The sequence below is a fragment of the Serinicoccus hydrothermalis genome (genome assembly GCF_001685415.1).
GTDB classification, from domain to species: domain Bacteria; phylum Actinomycetota; class Actinomycetes; order Actinomycetales; family Dermatophilaceae; genus Ornithinicoccus; species Ornithinicoccus hydrothermalis.
Window position 1 is genome coordinate 115,141 of record NZ_CP014989.1, and the last position, 19,154, is coordinate 134,294.

Below are 19,154 nucleotides of genomic sequence, written 5' to 3' on the forward strand. Positions count from 1 at the left end.
ACGTGCGGTTCTGGCGCACCCGGACGATCGGGGAGACTCCGCGACCCGAGCGGTCGCCGAGCGACCTGCCGGCGCAGGTGAGGCCCGACCTCGCCGCGCGCGAGCAGGTCCTGGCCAGCGCCCAGGAGGACGCCCACGGCTCGTGGCTGGTGCTCACGACCTACCGGCTGCTGGAGGTCGCCGAGGGGGGCGAGGTGCTGCTCGAGCGGCCCTGGCACGAGGTCGACACCGGCGCCTGGGACCCGGACCTGTGGGCGCTGAGCGTGGCCTTCGTCGACCGGCTGGGTGGCCGGCAGTGGGTGCTGCAGCGGCGCACCGGTCCGGGGATGGTCCCGCAGGTCTTCCGGGAGCGGACCTCGGCCAGCGTCGTGCTGCTGCGGGCGGTCGACCTGGGGCCGCGGCACAGCGCCCGGGTCACGATCCGCAAGGTCCTGCCGACGCGTGAGCTCGTGGAGCAGGTGCTCTGGGGTAGGGGGGCCGACGAGGCCGACCCGGAGCTGGCGGCGGCGGTCTGGTCCGCCCGCGTCGAGCTGCGCGATCAGGTCGGACTGCCGCCCGTCCCACCCGGCTGACCCGCGGGTCGACCCCGGGGATTTCGGTGCCCGGGGCTGGTCTTGCTAGAGTTTCCGCTGCACGATCCCCTGTAGCTCAATTGGCAGAGCAGCCGGCTGTTAACCGGCAGGTTACTGGTTCGAGTCCAGTCGGGGGAGCAACAGAAGGGGCCCGGAGCATCGCTCCGGGCCTCTGCCTCTGTGTAGGGCGGCTACGTGTTCCTCGCCTGCTCGGCCATCGCCGCGCCCTGGGCGGCGGCGACCTTGCTCTCGGTCTCTTCACCGCCCGGCGTGCCACGGCGCTTGCGCCGGTTGCGGCCCTCGATCCACTCCGCCAGCTTGGTGATGGCGTAGTTGACGATGATGAAGATCACGGCCACGACGAGGTAGACGACGAGGATGTTGGCGTCGGCCGACCCGAGCTGGCGGGCCCGGCTCACCACCTCGGGGTAGGTGATGACGTAGCCGAGCGCGGTGTCCTTGGTGATGACGACGATCTGGCTGACGAGCGCCGGCAGCATGGCGGTCAGGGCCTGCGGCACGAGGATGGAGCGACGCACCTGCGCCGGCGACAGACCGACGGACAGGCCGGCTTCCCGCTGACCACCGGGCAACGACCCGACACCGCTGCGGACCACCTCGCAGATGACCGAGCTGTTGTAGAGGACCAGGCCGGTGACGACGGCGATGAAGGTCGCGTTGGCGCCGGTCAGCCCGAGGGTGTCCATGAGCGCCACCATCGCGGAGTTCTTCACCAGCATCTGCCAGGCGAAGATCATCATGATGAGCACCGGCACGGCGCGGAAGAACTCGACGAAGACACCGCTGGCCCAGCGCACCGGCGCCAGGTCGGACATCCGCAGCATGGCCAGGCCGACCCCTATGAGCATCGACAGCACGACCGAGACCAGCGCCGCCGTGAGCGTGGCCTGCAGGCCGGGGATGAGGTAGAAGGTCCAGGTGCCGGGCTCGAGGAAGGGCGTCCACTTGGCCGCCTCGAACTGGCCGCGCTCGGCCAGCCGCATCGCCGCGAGGGCCAGCAGGCCGAGGATGGCGAGGGACCCGACGACGCCGTAGACGAGGTGCCGGGCCCGTGCCTTGGGACCGGGGATGTCGAAGAGGACCTGCTGCGCGCTCATCGCTTCACCGCCAGCTTCGCCGAGAGCCAGCTCGTGCCGATCCCGACCGGCAGGGTGAGGATGACGAAGCCGATGGCGACGACGAGGAAGATGAAGATCCCGGCGTCGGGGCGGAACTCCATCATGTTGCGCATCGCGTAGGCGACCTCGCGGTTGCCGATGGCGACGGCGACGGTGGTGTTCTTGATGAGTGCGATGAGCACGTTGCCGATGGGGGTGATCGCACCCCGGAAGGCCTGCGGCAGAATCACCTCGCGCAGGCTCTGGCCGAAGCCCAGCCCGATCGACCGGGCGGCCTCGCTCTGCCCCACGGGGATGGTGTTGACGCCGGAGCGGATCGCCTCGCAGATGAAGGCGGCGTGGTAGACCGTGAGGCCCAGCACCGCGAGCCGGAAGTTGTTCTGGATGAGGAAGTTGGGGTTGTCCTCGCGGGAGGCGAGCTCGACCCCCAGCTGCAGCCACAGGCCCAGGTTGGTGAAGAGGATGATGAGGGTCAGCGGCGTGTTGCGCAGCAGGGTGACATAGGTCGCACCGAACCAGTTCAGCACCCGGACCGGCGCGAGACGCAGGATCGCCACCACCGTGCCCAGCAGGAGTGCCAGGACGAAGGACACGGCGGCCAGCCTGATGTTGAGCCAGAACGCCCCCAGCACGTCGAACTGCTCGATCAGCTCAAGCACGGGTCACTCTCCCTCCACGGGTGAGGGACGCGCCAGGGCCCGGGCGGGGCCCCGGCGCGTCAGGACGGTTCGCCTGCGATCAGGCGCAGTTCCCACCGATCTCGGCGGGCGGGTTGAGGTCGGCGTTCGGGGTGTAGTCCGCGGCGCCGAGGTTGTCCTCGATGATCTGCTCCATCGTGCCGTCGTCCCACAGCCCCTGGAGGATCTCGTTGATCTCCTCGCAGTTGTCGGACTCCATGTTGAGACCCACTCCGTAGTTCTCCTCGGAGAAGGTGTTGCCGACGACCTTGAACTGGCCGGAGTACTCGTCCTGGGCCGCGAAGCCGGCGAGGATCGTGTCGTCCGTCGTCAGCGCACCGATCTGCCCGGAGGCCATCGCCTCCATGCACTCGGAGTAGCTGCCGTACTCCTGCAGCGCCACGCCGTACTCGTCCCGCACCCGCTCGGCGGAGGTCGACCCGGTCACCGAGCACAGGATCGCGTCGCCCATCGAGTCCGGGCCCTGGATGTCGCTGTCGACGGGCACCAGCAGGTCCTGGCCGGCGACGAAGTACGGCCCGGCGAACTGCACCCGCTCCTTGCGCTCGTCGGTGATGGAGTAGGTCGCGACGATCATGTCGACCTGGTTGGACTCCAGCAGGTCCTCGCGGGCGCTGGAGATGGCCTCGGTCCACTCGATCTGGTCCTCGGTGTAGCCCAGGCCCTCGGCGACCGCCTTGGCCACGTCGACGTCCATGCCCGTCGGGTTGCCATCGGTGTTGAGCCCGAGGCCCGGCTGGTCGTACTTGATGCCGATGGTGATCATGTCGCCGCCCTCGTCCCCGCCGGCCTCCTCGCTGGCCCCCGCGTCGTCGCCGCCGCCGGATCCGGAGTCGGTGCTCTCGCCACCACCGCAGGCGGCGAGGGTGAGCGTGGTGGCCGCTGCCAGGGCCGCGATCTTGAAGGTGGTGGAACGCATGTGGTGCTCCTGTCGTGGTTTCCGGTGTCAGGTTTCAGTGGGTCAGGATCTTGCCGAGGAAGTCCTTGGCACGCTCGGACTGGGCGTTGGTGAAGAACTCCTCGGGGGTGTTCTCCTCGACGATGGCGCCGTCGGACATGAAGACCACCCGGTCGGCGGCCTTGCGGGCGAAGCCCATCTCGTGGGTGACGACGATCATCGTCATGCCGGACTTGGCCAGCTGGGTCATGACGTCGAGGACCTCGTTGATCATCTCCGGGTCCAGCGCCGAGGTCGGCTCGTCGAAGAGCATGACGGTCGGGTCCATGGCCAGCGAGCGCGCGATGGCGACGCGCTGCTGCTGGCCGCCGGAGAGCTGGGCGGGGTACTTGTCCGCCTGGTGGTCCACCCCGACCCGCTTGAGCAGCTCCATGGCGCGTGACCTGGCCTCGGCTGCCTTCTTCTTGCGCACCTTGATCGGCCCCATGGTGACGTTCTCGAGGATCGTCTTGTGGCTGAAGAGGTTGAAGCTCTGGAAGACCATGCCCACGTCGGCCCGCAGCTTGGCCAGCGCCTTGCCCTCGCTGGGCAGCTCGTCGTCGTGGATGGTGATCGTGCCGGACTCGTAGGACTCGAGCCGGTTGATGGTGCGGCACAGCGTCGACTTGCCGGACCCGGAGGGCCCGATGACGACGACCACCTCGCCCTCGTGCACGGTGAGGTTGATGTCCTTGAGCACGTGCAGGTCGCCGAAGTGCTTGTTGACGTCCTTGAGCACGACCAGGGGTGCGCCCAGGCCGGAGCCGGGCGACTCACGGGAGTCGGTCATGTCGCGCACCCTATGCGGCGATGCCGTCCCTGGTCAGCAACTCGGGGCGGTTGTCACCGAGTTGTGACCTTCGGGGCCGCAGCGACGCTGGGCAGAGGTGGGCCAGGCGGGGCTTGAACCCGCGACCGACGGATTATGAGTCCGCTGCTCTGACCGGCTGAGCTACTGGCCCTCGGCGGGTCAGTCTAGGTGGCCCACCGGGTGCCGCACTCACGGGCGGTGCCCAGGGGTGCCGCGCCTCACTGGCGCAGGTAGGACTCCAGGTGGTCCCGCTCGGCCTCGAGCGCGTCCAGCCGGGCCTTGACGACGTCGCCGATGGAGATGATCCCCTCGAGCCGGCCGTCCTGGACGACCGGCAGGTGCCGGAAGCGTCCCTGCGTCATCGTGGTCGCGAGGTGGGTGAGGTCGTCCTCGAGCGTGCAGGTCTTGACGTCGGTCGTCATGAGGTCGCTCAGCGCGGCGCTCTGGTCGCGCCCACCGCGCAGGTGGTGCACGACGTCGCGCTCGGAGACGATGCCCGCGACGTCCTCCCCGTCCAGCACGACGACGGCGCCGATCTTGGCGTCGTCGAGGGTCTCCAGGAGCTCGGCGACGGTGGCCGTCGCGGGCAGCGTGGTAACCGTGCTGCCCTTCTTCTTGATGAGGTCCGCGACGCGCATGGCGTGAAACTAGCAGACGGGTGACGCCGCGTCACCCGTGTCAGGCCGGTCGGGTGTGACAGCTGTGGCGGGACGAATCTCCCGTGGCACTTGCTCCCAGCGGGACGAGAGAGCACAATGTGACCCAGCACGCGGTATACCCGTGGGTCGCCACCGGTGGTCGAGAGCGTTGGGGAAGACGTCCCTCACCACACAGGAGGCCACGGATGTCCGCTGTCATGCCACGAGTCATGACTCGCGGGGTGGTGTTCATTCACTCCACCCCGACCGCGCTGTGCCCGCACATCGCCTGGGCGATCGAGGGTGTCCTCGACACCCGGGTGTCGCTGGACTGGGTCACCCAGCACGCCGAGCCCGGCACCATGCGCACCGAGTTCGCCTGGACCGGCGAGGCCGGCACGGGTGCCACCATCGCCAGCGCCATGCGCGGCTGGGACGGCCTGCGTTACGAGGTCGTCGAGGAAGCCAGCCGCGGCAGCGACGGCGTGCGGTGGACCCACACGCCCGCGCTGGGCGTGCACACCGCCCGGCTGTCCGCCAACGGCGACGTCGTCGTCAACGAGGACCGGCTGCGGCACATCATGGAGTCCGCAGCCGGCTCGGCCGCCACGCTCACCGCCGAGCTGGACCGCGCCCTCGGCGCGGCCTGGGACGCCGAGCTCGAGACCTACCGGCACGCCGGCGAGGGCGCACCCGCCACCTGGCTGCACAAGGTCGGCTGAGCCGGGCCCGGCGCGGCCGCCTGTGAGGCCGCGCCGCCCGGTCAGCCGCGTCCGCGGAGCTCCGCGGCGACCCGCTCGTGAACGTCGAGCATCCGGCGCGCGCTCACCGGCCAGCTGAACCGCTCCGCCGCCGCCCGCGCCCGGGCGCGCGCGCCCCGGCGTCCCAGGAGCTCCTCGACCCCGTCGGCGAAGGCGGCCGGGGTGGAGGGCACGACGACGCCACCGTCGCCGACCACCTCGTGCAGCGCGCCCTCGTCGCAGCACACGACCGGTATGCCGCAGGCCAGGAGCTCCAGCGCCGCCAGCCCGAAGGTCTCCAGCGGCCCCGGTGAGATGGCGAGGTCGGCGCGGCCCAGCTCGACCGCCAGCTCGCGCCGGTCGGTGATGTAGGAGTGGAAGGTCACCGGCAGGTTCTGCGCCCGCGCGACCATGTCGTCGAGCATGGGTCCGGCGCCGAAGACGGTCAGCTCGACGTCGTGGCCGCGGCGCACCAGCTCACGCACCGTCTCGACCGAGAGCGCAGGGTTCTTCTCCGGCGAGAGCCGGCTGCAGTGCGCGATGCGGATGGGGCCGTCCTGGCCGGGCGGCGGCCCGTCGCGCAGGTCCCGCACCGGCGTGAAGACGTCGAGGTCGACGCCCAGCGGCACGACGTCGGCGTCGAGGTCGTTGCGGTGGAACTCCTGCGCGGCGAACCAGCTGGGGCAGACGATCGCGTCGTAGTCGTGCGCGCTGAGCCGGTTGATCGCGTCGGCCGCCCAGTGCGAGGGCCGCTCGGGGATGGGCGTGCGCCGCACCAGGATCCCGGTCATGTTCTCGTGGCTGATCATCACCGAGCCGATGCCGCGCCGCGCGGCCCAGCGGCCCATCCAGCGCGTCGTCGCCCGGTCCGAGACCTCGAGCGCGTCCGGGGCGATCGCGTCCATGAGCCGGGACATGCCGACCCGGCTCCACATGAGGGAGTAGCCGGTGCCCGGGACCGGCCGTGCCGGCACCCGGTAGACCAGGCCCTGCTCCTCCTCGCTGATCTCCGGGCCGGGCCCGGGGACGATGAGCGAGGCCCGGTGGCCCGCCTGCTGGTAGAGCTCGCCCCAGGCCCGCAGCGCGGTCTTGATGCCGCCGGAGGTGGGGCTGACGAAGTTGGCGACGCGCAGGACGTGCATGGTGCGGGGAGCCTACCGGCGCGGGGCCGAGCGGCTCAGGCCGAGGTGAAGGTCAGCGCGACGTTGACGCCGCCGAAGCCGAAGGCGTTGTTGAGCGCGGCGACCTGGCCGTCGGGGAGCGCCCGCGAGCCACCGGTGACGACGTCGAGGTCGATCTCGGGGTCCTGCTCGTCCAGGTTGATGGTCGCGGGGATCTGCCGGTGGTGCAGCGTCAGCACGGTGAGGACGGCCTCGAGCGCTCCCGCCGCACCGAGCAGGTGGCCGGTCATCGACTTGGTCGCGGTGACCGCGATGTCGGAGGTATGCCCACCGAAGGCCCGGTGGATCGCCCTCGTCTCCGCGACGTCGCCGACCGGGGTCGAGGTGGCGTGCGCGTTGATGTGGGCGATGTCGCCGGTGCTCAGCCCGGCGTCGGCGACGGCCTCCTCCATGGCCCGCGCGGCGCCCGCGCCGTCCGGCTCGCCGGCGGTGATGTGGTAGGCGTCCGAGGACATACCGACCCCGTCGAGGTAGGCGTAGATCTTGGCCCCGCGCGCCTTGGCGTGCTCCTCGGACTCGAGCACCATGACGCCGGCGCCCTCGCCCATGACGAAGCCGTCACGGCCCACGTCGTAGGGGCGGGAGGCCGCCTGCGGGTCGTCGTTGCGGTCCGAGAGGGCGGTCATCGCGGCGAAGGCGGCGATGCACACGGGGTGGATCGCCGCCTCGGTGCCGCCGGCGACGACCATGTCGGCGCGACCGTTGCGGATCATGCTGAGCGCGAGGCCCATCCCCTCGGCGCCGGACGCGCAGGCGCTGACCGGGCAGTGCGCACCGGCGCGGGCGCTGAGGTCGAGCGAGACCGCGGCCGCGGGGCCGTTGGGCATGAGCATGGGGACGGTGAGCGGGAAGACCCGGCGCGGGCCCTTCTCCTTGAGCACGTCCCACTGGCTGAGCAGGGTGTGGACCCCGCCGATACCGGAGCCGATGGCGACGCCCAGCCGCTCCGGCTCGACCTCGGGGGCGTCGGCGTCGGCCCACGCCTCCCGGGCGGCGATGAGCGCATACTGCCCCGAGGGGTCGTTGCGGCGCACCTCGACCTTCTTGAGCACCTCGAGCGGGTCGGTGTGGATGGACCCGGCGAAGGTCACCGGCAGCTGGTGCTCGGCGACCCAGTCCTGGGTCAGGGTCTCGATGCCCGAGCGCCCGGCGGTGATCGCCTCCCAGGTCTGCGGAGCGGTGCCGCCGACGGGCGTGGTGGCGCCGAGGCCGGTCACGACGACGCGGCGCGAGGTCTGGGTGGTGTCGGTCATGGGCGTCGGCCTCCTGGGCTGCTGGGCGGTCGGGGTGGGTGGACGGCGGCGCTCCCTCGAGGGTATGCCGCCGGCAGGCTGGGCCGACCCGGCGCCTCTGTCGCCGGGCGCCGGGTCGGGCGGGTCAGCCCTGGTTGTTGGCGATGTAGGACACCGCGTCCTTGACGTGCGTGAGGTTCTTGACCTCGTCGTCGGGGATGCGGACGCCGAACTTGTCCTCGGCGTTGACGACGATCGTCATCATGGACAGGGAGTCGATGTCGAGGTCCTCGGTGAAGGACTTGTCCATCTGGACCTCCTCGGCCTCCAGACCCGTCTCCTCGTTGACGATCTCGGCCAGACCCTCGAGGATCTCCTGCTCGCTGCGTGCCATGTCTCTCTCCTTGCGTTGGTGGCCATTGCCGACCCGGATCCTGCTCACCCGCCGGGCCTCGGGAGTCAGTATCCCTGGTCAGGGCATCTCGACGACCTGGGCGGCGTAGACCAGGCCGGCACCGAAGCCGATCTGCAGGGCCAGGCCGCCGTGCGGCGCCTCGCCCTCGTCGAGCATCCGGCTCATCGCCAGCGGGATGGAGGCGGCGGAGGTGTTGCCGGTCTCCGCGATGTCGCGCGCCACCGGGACGTGCGGGGGCAGGTCGAGGGCCTTGACCATCGCGTCGGTGATCCGCATGTTGGCCTGGTGCGGCACGAAGGCGGCCAGGTCCGCCGGGGTGATCCCGGCGGCCTCGACGGCCTGGAGCGCGACGGGGGCCATCGAGAAGACGGCCCACCGGAAGACGGTCTGGCCCTGCATGGTGAAGGCGGGCCAGGCGATGCCGGCCTCGCGACCCGTGGCCTCCATCTCCGGGCGCAGGTCGGTCCAGGACTCGCGCTGGGTGATGGCGTCCGCGCGGTCGCCGAGGCTGCCCCAGACGGTGGGGCCGATGCCCGGCGTGTCCGAGACGCCGACCACCGCGGCTCCCGCCCCGTCGCCGAAGATGAAGGCCGACCCGCGGTCGTGCTTGTCGGTGAAGTCGGAGAGCTTCTCGACGCCGACGACGAGCACGGTGTCGGCGGTGCCGGCGCGGACCATGTCGTTGGCCAGGCTGATGGCGTAGCAGTAGCCGGCGCAGGCGGCGGAGAGGTCGAACGCGGCCGGGTCCTCGATGCCGAGCCGGTGCGCGAGGACCGGGGCGGCCGCCGGGGTCTGCAGCGGGTGGGTCACCGTCGCCATGAGCACGGCGTCGACCTGTCCCGGCTCCAGCCCGGCGCGCTCCAGGGCCTGCCGCGAGGCGGCCTCGGCCATGTCCACGACGCTCTCGTCCTCCCGGGCGAAGCGCCGGGTGGCGATGCCGGAGCGCTGCCGGATCCACTCGTCGCTGGAGTCGATGAACTGCAGCACCTCCTCGTTGGTGACGACCCGCTCGGGGCGGTAGCCGCCGAGGCCGAGGATCCGGGCGTGGCGCAGGGTGGTCGGGGCCGACAGGGTGGGGCTCGTGCTCACGGTCGGAACCTCCTGGGGGTGGACGGGGTGGTGCGAGGTCGGGGAGAGGTGGCTCAGACGGTGCCGTGCTCGCGCACCATGCGGGCGGCGGCATCGAGGTCGTCGGGGGACTTCAGCGCGAGGGTCTCGACCCCGCGCATACCCCGCTTGGCCAGACCCACGAGGGTGCCCGCGGGGGGCAGCTCGATGAGGCCGGTCACGCCCATGGAGACGAAGGCCTCCATGGTGAGGTCCCAGCGCACCGGCCCGGCGACCTGGGCGACGAGGCGGCGCAGCACCTCGGTGCCGTCGGCGACGACCCGCCCGTCGGCGTTGGACAGCAGCGGGATGCGCGGGTCCTGGGGGCGCAACGTCTCCGCGTGCCGGGTGAGGCGGTCGGCGGCGGGCTGCATGTGGTGGGTGTGGAAGGCCCCGGCGACCGGCAGCGGGATGACCCGGGCGCGTCGGGGGGCGTCCTGCTCCAGCGCCTCGAGCTGCTCCAGGGTGCCGGCGGCGACGACCTGACCGGCGCCGTTCATGTTGGCCGGGGTGAGGCCGTGCCGCTCCAGCGCCTCGGCGACCTCCTCGGGGTCGCCGCCCACGACGGCGGCCATGCCGGTGGGGGTGAGGGCGGCCGCCTCGGCCATCCCGAGCCCGCGCTCGCGGACGAAGCCCACGGCGTCGTCGGGGGTGAGGACGCCGGCGATGGCGGTCGCGGTGATCTCCCCGACGGAGTGCCCGGCGGTGGCCGAGACGTGCTGGGGGAGCGCCTCGCCGTCGAGGACGAGAGGGAGGGTGGCCAGGCCTGCGCTGACGATGAGCGGCTGGGCGACCGCCGTGTCCTTGATGGTGTCGGCGTCGGAGGTCGTGCCGTGCCTCACGAGGTCGAGCGAGGCCGCGGCGGCCAGCGCGTCGACACGCTCACGGACGGAGGGCTCCTCGAGCCAGGGGGCCAGGAAACCGGGGGTCTGGGAGCCCTGACCGGGCGCGACGATGACGAGCACACCCCCACTGTGCCGGTGAGACCCTCCAGCGGGCGACACCGAGACGCACGATGATCCCGGGTCATCTTTGTCGGAACCCTCCAATCAAGCCTCGGGGGAGGGGGGGGTCAGCGGCCGCCGCGCCACAGGCGCGGGCCCGTGCCCATGCGGCCGAGCGCCAGGGCCACCTGCAGCACCCACGCGTCCCGCGCGGTGTGCGGGTCCAGCCCCACGACCTCGCCCACCCGGCGCAGCCGGTAGCGGACGGTGTTGGGGTGCAGGAAGAGCAGGCGGGCGGTCGCCTCCAGCACCATCCCCTGGTCGAGGTAGGCCTGCACCGTGTCCAGCAGCGCCGAGGGGTGGTCGCGCAGCGGGGCGTAGACCCGGTCCACGAGCACCCGGCGCGCCGGGCCCTCGCCGAGCAGCGCCCGCTCCGGGAGCAGCTCGTCCGCCGCCACCGGTCGGGGCGCGCCGCTCCAGGCCGGGGCCGCGTCGACCCCGGAGAGGGCGGCCCGGGCGCTTCGGCCGGCCGCGAAGAGGTGCGGCACCCGCGGGCCCACGACGACCGGACCTTCACCGAAGGCGTCCTCGAGGCGCTGCGCGTCGGCCAGCGGGTCGTCCGTCCCGCCGAGGACGCAGACGAGGCGCCGGTCGTGGCCGGCGGCCAGGCACCGCAGCCCGAGCGCACCCGCGGCCGTCCGCAGCTCTTCCACCGCGGGCGTCGGGTCGCCCGCGGGCAGCACGCCGGCGATGACGGCCACGTCGCTCACGCCCTCCCACCCGAGCTCGGCGGCCCGGGAGGCCATCGCGTCGTTCGCCTCGCCGCGCACCACCGCGTGGACCACGAGGGTCTCCAGCCGGGGGTCCCGGCCGCCGCGGTGGTCGGCGGACCGGGCATACAGCTCGGCGGCGGCGAAGGCGATGTCGCGGGCGTAGCGCAGCACCGCCTCTCGCAGGGCCGGCGCCTCCTCGGGCTCGACGAGCTCGGGCACGGCGTCCTCCACCGTCGCGATCGCGGTGCGCGCAAGGTCCAGGGTCTGCGTCAGGGTGATAGTGCCGGCCAGGCTGGGCGGCGCGGCGGCGAACACCCGGCCGGGCGGGTCCTCCCGGGCGCCGTCGGCATACCAGTCCAGCAGCGCCGAGATCCCCGCCTGGGCGACCAGCCCCACCCAGGACCGGTCCGCGGCGCCGAGCTCGCGGAACCACTGGTGCTCGGCCTCCATGCGCCCGGTCGCCCGGGTCGCGAGCGCGCCGGCGCGGCGGGGGAGGCTCTCACGGGTGGACGGGGGCACCCGCGCGAGCCTAGCGCCGCGACGTCACCCGATGGGACAGGATCGGGGGTATGCCGACCACCTCACCCCTCGTCCTCGGCCACCGCGGCGCCAGCGGCTACCTGCCCGAGCACACGCTCGCCGCCTACGAGCTCGCCGCCCGGCAGGGCGCCGACCACCTGGAGCTGGACCTCGTGCCCACCCGCGACGGGGTGCTGGTCGCGCGGCACGAGAACAACATCTGGGGGACCACCGACGTCGCCGACCACCCGGAGCTGGCCGCGCGCCGTCGCCGGGCGGTGGTGGACGGCAAGGAGCTCGACGGCATCTTCACCGAGGACCTGACGCTCGAGGAGCTGCGCACCCTGCGCGCCCGCGAGCGGCTGCCCGGGCTGCGCAGCACCGAGCACGACGGGCAGTGGCCGGTGCCGACCTTCCCCGAGATCATCGATCTGCGGGCGCGCCTCAGCGAGGAGCTGGGGCGGACGATCGGGCTCTACGTCGAGCTCAAGCACCCCACCCACCTGGCCGCGGCCGGGCTGCCGATCGAGGAGCGCATGCTGGCCGACCTGGACGCCGGCGGGCTGCTCTCCGAGGGCGACCGGGACGCCGTCTGGGTGCAGTGCTTCGAGCCGGGCAGCCTGCGCACGATGCGGGAGCGGCTCGGGTCGCCGCTGCGGCAGGTGCTGCTGGCGACCGCCGTCGACGACGTGCCCGCCGACCTGGTCGCGGCGGGGGAGGAGCGCACGTATGCCGAGCTGCTGTCGCCGGAGGGGCTCGCGGACCTCGACGGCGTGCTCGACGGTGTCGGCCCGAGCAAGACGATGGTGCTGCCCTGGACGGCCGACGGCGCGCTGGGGGAGCCAACCTCGCTGGTCGGGGATGCGCACGCGGCCGGGCTGGCCGTGCACGCGTGGACCTTCCGGGCGGAGAACCGCTTCCTGCCGGTCCCGCTGCGCAGCACCGGGGAGGACGGCGCCCCGGGACCGGAGGACGCCCTGGGCGACCTCGCGGGCGAGGTCCGGGCATACCTCGAGGCCGGGGTGGACGGCATCTTCACCGACCACCCCGACCTCGTGGTGCAGGCCGTACGCGACCCCGACGGGGCCGCCGGGGGCTGAGGGCGCCTCCGGTCAGGCGTCGCCTCCGGCGGTGCCGGAGGTCCCGGCGTTCACGTCCATGAGGCGGTACTTGTCGGCGGCGTCCCGAGGGATCTGCGGGTCGATCTCACCGCGGTCGGCGAGCATCTGCAGCGCCTTGACCGCCATCGACGGGCCGTCGATGTGGAAGAAGCGCCGCGCCGCCGCCCGGGTGTCGGCGAAGCCGAAGCCGTCCGCGCCCAGGGAGGAGTAGTCCTCCGGCACCCACGGGGCGATCTGGTCCTGGACCGCCCGCATGTAGTCGCTGGTGGCGATGACCGGGCCGGTGCCCTCCTCGAGGCGACGGGTCACGTAGGGGACCCGGCGCTCCTGCTCGGGGTGCAGGAAGGCGTCCTCGTCGCAGGACATGGCCTCGCGCCGCAGCTGGGACCACGACGTCACCGACCACACGTCGGAGGTCACACCCCAGTCCTCGCGGAGCAGCTCGGCTGCGTCCAGCGCCCACGGCACGCCGACACCGGAGGCGAGCAGGCGCACGTGCTTGCCCTCCTGCGGCTCGTCCGCCGCGATCCGGTGCATCCCGGCGATGATGCCGTCGACGTCGACGTCCTCCGGCTCGGCCGGCTGGCGCATCGGCTCGTTGTAGACCGTGAGGTAGTAGATGAGCGACTGCGGGTCCTCGCCGTACATCCGCTCCAGCGCGTCCGGGAGGATGTGCGCCATCTCGTAGGCGTAGGCCGGGTCGTAGGCCATGACCGCCGGGTTGGTCGAGGCCAGCAGCGGGGAGTGGCCGTCCGCATGCTGCAGCCCCTCGCCGGTGAGAGTGGTGCGACCAGCGGTCGCCCCGATCATGAAGCCCTTGGCGAGCTGGTCGGCCGCGGCCCAGATGCCGTCGCCGGTGCGCTGGAAGCCGAACATCGAGTAGAAGATGTAGAACGGCACCATCGGCAGCTGATGGGTGTCGTAGGACGTGCCCGCCGCGCTGAAGGCGGCCACCGACCCGGCCTCGTTGATCCCGACGTGCAGGATCTGGCCCTGCTCGGACTCCTTGTAGGCGAGCATGAGGTCGGCGTCGACCGAGGTGTAGTTCTGCCCGTGGACGTTGTAGATCTTGGCCGTCGGGAAGAAGCTGTCCATCCCGAAGGTGCGGGCCTCGTCGGGGATGATCGGCACGATGTGCTTGCCGAACTCCTTGTCGCGCATCCACTCCTTGAAGATGCGGACCAGGGCCATGGTCGTGGCGACCTCCTGCTTGCCCGACCCCTTCTTGGCCACGTCGTAGACCTTCTCCGCCGGCAGCGGGAGCGCCGTGCGGGCGGGCTGCCGCTTGGGCAGGTAGCCGCCGAGGGCGCGGCGCCGCTCCTGGAGGTACTGGATCGCCTCGTCGTCCTGCCCCGGGTGGTAGTAGGGCGGGGCGTAGGGGTCGGCCTCGAGCTGCTCGTCGGTGATCGGGATCTTGAGGCTGTCCCGGAAGGCCTTGAGGTCGTCCAGGCTGAGCTTCTTCATCTGGTGGGTGGCGTTGCGACCGGCGAAGCGGGTGCCCAGCGAGTAGCCCTTGATGGTGTGCGCCAGGATGACCGTCGGCTGGCCGGTGTGGTTCATCGCGGCCTGGTAGGCGGCGAAGACCTTGTGGTAGTCGTGGCCGCCGCGCTTGAGCCGCCACCAGATGTCCTCGTCGCTCCAGTCCTTGACCAGCTCCTTGGTGCGCGGGTCGCGCCCGAAGAAGTGGTCCCGGATCCAGGCGCCGTCGTTGGCGCGGAAGGTCTGGAAGTCGCCGTCCGGCGTGGTGTTCATGAGGTTGACCAGGGCACCGGAGGTGTCGTTCTCGATGAGGTCGTCCCAGCCGCGGCCCCACAGCACCTTGATGACGTTCCACCCGGCGCCGCGGAAGAAGCTCTCCAGCTCCTGCACGATCTTGCCGTTGCCGCGGACCGGGCCGTCCAGCCGCTGCAGGTTGCAGTTGACGACGAAGGTGAGGTTGTCGAGCTCGTCGTTGGCCGCCACCTGGAGCAGGCCGCGCGACTCCGGCTCGTCCATCTCGCCGTCGCCGAGGAAGGCCCAGACGTGCTGCTGGCTGGTGTCCTTGAGGCCACGGTTGTGGAGGTACTTGTTGAAGGACGCCTGGTAGATGGCGTTCATCGGGCCGATGCCCATGGACACCGTGGGGAACTGCCAGAAGTCGGGCATCGACCGCGGGTGCGGGTAGGAGGGGATGGTGCGCACGTCGTCGCGCAGGCCCTTGCTCTTCTCCTGCCGGAAGCCGTCGAGGTCGGCCTCGGACAGCCGGCCCTCCATGAAGGCGCGCGCGTAGATGCCGGGCGAGGCGTGGCCCTGGAAGAAGACCTGGTCGCCGCCGCCCTCGTGGTCACGGCCGCGCCAGAAGTGGTTGAAGCCGACCTCGGTCAGGGTGGCCTGGGAGGCATACGTGGAGATGTGCCCGCCGACCGAGATGTCCGGGTGCTGGGCGCGGTGCACCATGACCGCGGCGTTCCAGCGCACCCAGGCGCGGTAGCGGCGCTCCATGTCCTCGTCGCCGGGGAAGGTCGCCTCCTGCTCCGGGGTGATGGTGTTGATGTAGTCGGTCGTCACGAGGGAGGGGATGCCGACCTGGGAGTCACGCGCGCGCTCCAGCATCCTGAGCATGAGGTAACGGGCCCGCTGCCGACCGCCGGTGTCGATCGCGGCGTCCAACGAGTCCAGCCACTCCTGCGTCTCCTCGGGGTCCGAGTCCGGGACCTGGGTCGGGAGACCGTTCAGGATGGGGCCGGTGGAGCGCTCCTCGGTCATCAGGTGTGATCCTTCCTAGGGGGTGGACCCGCTCAGTCTGTCACGCCCGGTGACGTGACGTCCGCCGCCGTCGGGAAAGGCTCGCCTTTACCTGAGCGGGAGCATCGTGCTTGGCTTGTCACACCATGGACGCGCAGAACAGGACGGGGAAGCAGACCGACGACGAGGACCAGGGGAGCGACCCCCTGGTGGGACTCATGCGCAAGCTGGGTCTGCGCGAGGACCAGATCGTCGTGGAGTACGGAGACGACGAGGACGTGGAGCCGGGTGTCCGCGAGGCGGCCGCCGAGGCGGTGGGCAGCCCCGTGGAGGGGGAGTCCTACGACGGCGTGGTCGACGTCGTGCTGCTGTGGTGGCGCGACGGCGAGGGCGACCTCGCCGACGAGCTCATGGACACCCTCACCACGCTCGAGGAGGGCGGGTCGATCGTGCTCCTCACCCCCGGCGCCGGTCGGGAGGACCGCGTGCCGGCCGCGGACGTGCAGGACGCCTGCACCACCTGCTCGATGGTCGCCTCGGGCGCCGTCAACCTCGGCGGATGGATCGGACAGCGCCTGGTGGGGCGCAAGTGAGCGCGACGCTGACGGCATACCCGCAGGTGGGGGAGCGGGCACCGGAGCTGAGCCTCGCCGACCAGGACGGTGCCACGCACACCCTGTCCGAGGCGGTGGCCGACCGGCACGCGCTGCTGGTCTTCTACCCCTTCGCCTTCTCCTCGATCTGCACCGGGGAGCTGCTCGAGATCCAGCTCAACGTCGACGAGTTCGTCAACGACCGGGTGCAGGTCTACGGCATCTCCTGCGACCCGGTGCATGCGGTCCGGGCCTGGGCGGCGCGCGAGGGCTACCGCTTCCCGCTGCTGTCCGACTTCTGGCCGCACGGGGAGGCGGCGCGCGCCTACGGCGTCTTCGACGAGGACTCCGGTATGGCCGTGCGCGGCACCTTCCTCGTCGACCCGTCCATGACGGTGCGCTGGAACCTCGTCCACCCGGCCGGGCAGGCGCGGGAGATCGGCGCGCTGCACCAGGCCGTCCGCGACCTGTAACAATGGCGCACACTCCGCTCAGCGGGGGCCTGTAGCTCAGTTGGTAGAGCGCCGCGTTTGCACCGCGTAGGTCGTGCTTGGCAGGGGGGCCTGACCAGCACCGGAGGATCCATAAAAATGCAGGTCAAACGCCATATCTGGCTATATAAAATCTAGGCAATACTCTGACCTGCGGCGACGTCCTGCGGGTTTGGTGTTCGCATGTTGTTCGCACTCGTGCCATGCTTGGGGTCCAACGACCTACGCACAGACAGGCAGCGACATGGCATCAGTGCACCAGCGGGGCAAGGGCTGGACGGTCCGCTACCGGACGCCCATGGGAACCAACGCCCAACGGACGTTCAAGGCACATCGGGACGCCCTGGCGTTCAAGGCAGAGGTAGAGGTAGACACCGCGAGGGGCACGCTGCTTGACCCCACCAACAGACGCTTGACCTATGCCGACTGGCACGACAACTGGATGCAGCACCGTCCCGACCTTCGGGAGTCCTCGCGCATCCGAGCACAGAGCATCGCCAGGGTTCACCTGCTGCCGACCTTCGGGCACCTGCCGGTGCAACGGATCACACAACCAGACGTGCAGACGTGGGTGACCAAGCAGACCGGCTCACCGGCCACCGTGCGACGCAACTATGGAGAGTTGAGCGCGAGCCTGGATGCTGCCGTGACTGCCGGGGTGCTGACACTGAGTCCCTGCCGAGGCATCCGACTCCCCAAGGCAGTCCGTGCAGACATGGTGATTCTCGATCATGACGAGATTGAGCACCTTGCCTCATGCATCCTGCCCCGCTACCGGGCGCTGGTCTACCTGTTGGCCTACGGGGGTCTGCGTGTGGGCGAAGCACTGGACCTTGTGCGCTCTGACATTGATCCCATCGCGAGCACGGTCAGGGTGGACAGCACCGTCACGGTAGGTAAAGGCGGCAAGAAGGCGTCAGGACGCCCCAAGAGCGACGCAGGTATGCGGACGGTGCCGTTGCCGTCGAAGGTGACCGCCATGCTTGCTGAGCATAAGCTGCACTTCCCTGGTGACTACGTGTTCACCGGGGGTAGGGGAGCACAGATACACGTCAGCAACTTTGGTGAGCGCACGTTCAAGAACGCCGTAGCCGTGTGGAACGAGCAGCGGGCAGAGCAAGGACTAGACGAGAAGCATCCTCGCGTTCATGACCTCCGGCACACGGCTATCACGCACTGGATCAGGCTCGGAGCAGACCTGCCACGCATCAAGACCTGGGCCGGGCACACCAACGCTGCCTTCACGCTGAACCAGTACGCCGGGTACTTCCCAAGTGATGACAGCGCCTTCATGGACGCTCTGAACCAGGGGATCGGCTAGCGCAAACACTCCCCGCAACGGGCCTGTGTGCCGTTCTGAGACGCGTTCAAATAGCTAGGGCGGTCCTGGGCCGCTGACAATTTGTCGTCTGCGACAGAGGCGTGCAGACAGCACTGTAGGCAAGTTGCGCTACTGGCTCGGCGCGTAGGTAAAAAATCACTGTGTCGCACGTCACACCACTAATCTAGGAGTCGCACAAAACCGCAGGTCGCGAGGGGTGGGTAAAATAGGTCTGGGGCGTCATTGGGAGTAGAGTTGCAGCATCGAAGGGCAAGCCTTTCGGAAATTGACAACTTCACAGTGACTACAGGCCTGAGGCTTCACTTGACGCTAACGTAAAGCATGTCAGTTTGTAACAAATGTGAATTTTTCGATGACATGTCCAGACCGGGCAGCGCAAATACTTCAGGCATTACGATAGTGTGCCCATAAATTTGCAAAGCACCCCCGCCAGCACAAGTGCCAACGGGGGCGACAGCCAACATCGAATCACTTCAATTATACCAGCAAGGCAGGAATAGACCTCTATCCTCACACACCGTGAAGACTTGAAGATATGAAGATAACCCCGGTCTCATGCGGATTTCCTTGAAGATAGTTTTGAGGATAGTTGAAGATAGTCGTACGCCGGGGCATAAACTTAGCAAAAAGAATCCTCAGCAAAGACGAAACGTGTGGCAAAGAGAAGGTCCGTGTATGAAGTAGTTAATAAGGGTTTTTAGATATGAATATTTATAGATACAGACAGCCTTCCCTCTTGCCGGGCACTTTCCTTTGCTACCTAAAGTCTGCCTTTGCCCCCTTAAATCAGTGCGCCGTGCCGCAACTATCCTCAACACTATCTTCACGAATATCCCAGTGTTTCCGGGCTTATCTTCTTATCTTCAAGTCCTCAACCACATGAGACGCTGAGGTTGACGATAGCGATATTTCTAAGAATGTTCTCGCCATTTGCAGAATGAGGGCAGTGATGGTATGATGAATACATCTTCGTAGGGCCGCAGACCTTACGGAGAAATACATTAAAGAAAGCGAGAACAAAATATGGACAAGAAGTTTAGAGATTATTACAACGGACGCCTAGCGGCACTGTTTGCTGACTCAACGTTCGCCACCACCGCCGACCTTGCCGCAGCGCTGGACGTGACGGACGACGACAACGCAGCACGGGCCGTACGCACCATGGCGCGGGACATTG

The 19,154-nt window shown here is 69.7% G+C and carries 18 protein-coding genes and 2 tRNA genes; 7 read left to right on the top strand and 13 right to left on the bottom strand.

The features are described from left to right. The first annotated feature begins 2 nt into the window (after positions 1 to 2). Together SGUI_RS00525 and SGUI_RS00530 are read left to right on the top strand one after the other, a co-directional pair. Positions 3 to 572, top strand: a complete 570-nt coding sequence (locus SGUI_RS00525; protein WP_066634894.1) for a hypothetical protein — start codon at positions 3 to 5, stop codon at positions 570 to 572. Between the two features lie 65 nt (positions 573 to 637). After that, a tRNA-Asn gene (locus SGUI_RS00530) sits at positions 638 to 710 on the top strand. A 53-nt stretch (positions 711 to 763) separates the two neighbouring features. Here SGUI_RS00530 and SGUI_RS00535 read toward each other — a convergent pair. From SGUI_RS00535 to SGUI_RS00560, 6 genes are all read right to left on the bottom strand, one after another. After that, complete coding sequence (locus SGUI_RS00535; protein WP_066634897.1) at positions 764 to 1,690, bottom strand: amino acid ABC transporter permease; 927 nt, start codon at positions 1,688 to 1,690, stop codon at positions 764 to 766. Further along, positions 1,687 to 2,370 (bottom strand): amino acid ABC transporter permease, encoded by a 684-nt coding sequence (locus SGUI_RS00540; protein ID WP_066634899.1) that lies wholly within the window; start codon positions 2,368 to 2,370, stop codon positions 1,687 to 1,689. The genes SGUI_RS00535 and SGUI_RS00540 overlap by 4 nt, the downstream gene beginning before the upstream one ends. 79 nt (positions 2,371 to 2,449) lie before the next feature. Beyond that, the gene (locus SGUI_RS00545; protein ID WP_066634902.1) at positions 2,450 to 3,328 is read right to left on the bottom strand and encodes a glutamate ABC transporter substrate-binding protein; all 879 of its coding nucleotides are present in this window, start codon (positions 3,326 to 3,328) and stop codon (positions 2,450 to 2,452) included. Between the two features lie 34 nt (positions 3,329 to 3,362). Beyond that, positions 3,363 to 4,136, bottom strand: coding sequence for an amino acid ABC transporter ATP-binding protein (locus SGUI_RS00550; protein ID WP_066634904.1), 774 nt, complete (start codon positions 4,134 to 4,136; stop codon positions 3,363 to 3,365). Between the two features lie 98 nt (positions 4,137 to 4,234). Next, a tRNA-Ile gene (locus tag SGUI_RS00555) sits at positions 4,235 to 4,308 on the bottom strand. A gap of 67 nt (positions 4,309 to 4,375) precedes the next feature. Further along, positions 4,376 to 4,795 carry a CBS domain-containing protein gene (locus SGUI_RS00560; RefSeq protein WP_066634907.1) on the bottom strand — a complete coding sequence of 140 codons (420 nt, stop codon included), beginning with the start codon at positions 4,793 to 4,795 and terminating at the stop codon, positions 4,376 to 4,378. A 206-nt stretch (positions 4,796 to 5,001) separates the two neighbouring features. On the opposite strand from SGUI_RS00560, the gene SGUI_RS00565 reads away from it, so the two are divergent. Continuing rightward, entirely contained in the window at positions 5,002 to 5,517 is a 516-nt protein-coding gene (locus SGUI_RS00565) for a DUF3145 domain-containing protein (RefSeq protein ID WP_418314006.1), read from the top strand. A gap of 41 nt (positions 5,518 to 5,558) precedes the next feature. Here the strand turns inward: SGUI_RS00565 and SGUI_RS00570 are convergent, their stop codons facing one another. From SGUI_RS00570 to SGUI_RS00595, 6 genes are all read right to left on the bottom strand, one after another. Beyond that, entirely contained in the window at positions 5,559 to 6,677 is a 1,119-nt protein-coding gene (locus tag SGUI_RS00570; protein WP_066634909.1) for a glycosyltransferase, read from the bottom strand. 35 nt (positions 6,678 to 6,712) lie between these two features. Next, positions 6,713 to 7,969 (bottom strand): beta-ketoacyl-ACP synthase II, encoded by a 1,257-nt coding sequence (gene fabF / locus SGUI_RS00575; RefSeq protein WP_066634912.1) that lies wholly within the window; start codon positions 7,967 to 7,969, stop codon positions 6,713 to 6,715. 124 nt (positions 7,970 to 8,093) lie between these two features. Further along, entirely contained in the window at positions 8,094 to 8,342 is a 249-nt protein-coding gene (locus SGUI_RS00580) for an acyl carrier protein (protein WP_022925579.1), read from the bottom strand. A gap of 78 nt (positions 8,343 to 8,420) precedes the next feature. Then, positions 8,421 to 9,452 carry a beta-ketoacyl-ACP synthase III gene (locus tag SGUI_RS00585; protein WP_066634915.1) on the bottom strand — a complete coding sequence of 344 codons (1,032 nt, stop codon included), beginning with the start codon at positions 9,450 to 9,452 and terminating at the stop codon, positions 8,421 to 8,423. Between the two features lie 53 nt (positions 9,453 to 9,505). Then, the gene (locus SGUI_RS00590) at positions 9,506 to 10,435 is read right to left on the bottom strand and encodes an ACP S-malonyltransferase (RefSeq protein WP_066634917.1); all 930 of its coding nucleotides are present in this window, start codon (positions 10,433 to 10,435) and stop codon (positions 9,506 to 9,508) included. 107 nt (positions 10,436 to 10,542) lie between these two features. Further along, complete coding sequence (locus SGUI_RS00595; RefSeq protein WP_066634920.1) at positions 10,543 to 11,706, bottom strand: PucR family transcriptional regulator; 1,164 nt, start codon at positions 11,704 to 11,706, stop codon at positions 10,543 to 10,545. Between the two features lie 50 nt (positions 11,707 to 11,756). Between SGUI_RS00595 and SGUI_RS00600 the strand changes: the two genes are divergently transcribed. After that, on the top strand, positions 11,757 to 12,806 hold the full coding sequence (locus tag SGUI_RS00600; RefSeq protein WP_066634927.1) for a glycerophosphodiester phosphodiesterase family protein: 1,050 nt from the start codon (positions 11,757 to 11,759) through the stop codon (positions 12,804 to 12,806). A gap of 12 nt (positions 12,807 to 12,818) precedes the next feature. Here the strand turns inward: SGUI_RS00600 and aceE are convergent, their stop codons facing one another. Continuing rightward, positions 12,819 to 15,572, bottom strand: a complete 2,754-nt coding sequence (gene aceE, locus SGUI_RS00605) for a pyruvate dehydrogenase (acetyl-transferring), homodimeric type (RefSeq protein WP_066634933.1) — start codon at positions 15,570 to 15,572, stop codon at positions 12,819 to 12,821. Positions 15,573 to 15,697: 125 nt separating this feature from the next. Between aceE and SGUI_RS00610 the strand changes: the two genes are divergently transcribed. The 3 genes from SGUI_RS00610 to SGUI_RS00625 all read left to right on the top strand — a co-directional run bounded on the left by SGUI_RS00610 (position 15,698) and on the right by SGUI_RS00625 (position 17,956). Further along, the gene (locus tag SGUI_RS00610; RefSeq protein WP_237141412.1) at positions 15,698 to 16,144 is read left to right on the top strand and encodes a DUF3052 family protein; all 447 of its coding nucleotides are present in this window, start codon (positions 15,698 to 15,700) and stop codon (positions 16,142 to 16,144) included. After that, on the top strand, positions 16,141 to 16,617 hold the full coding sequence (locus SGUI_RS00615) for a peroxiredoxin (RefSeq protein WP_237141413.1): 477 nt from the start codon (positions 16,141 to 16,143) through the stop codon (positions 16,615 to 16,617). Before SGUI_RS00610 ends, SGUI_RS00615 begins: the two co-directional genes overlap by 4 nt. Positions 16,618 to 16,933: 316 nt before the next feature. Continuing rightward, positions 16,934 to 17,956: a tyrosine-type recombinase/integrase gene (locus tag SGUI_RS00625; RefSeq protein WP_191090929.1), complete on the top strand. Its 1,023-nt coding sequence runs from the start codon at positions 16,934 to 16,936 to the stop codon at positions 17,954 to 17,956. Positions 17,957 to 19,154 lie beyond the last annotated feature (1,198 nt).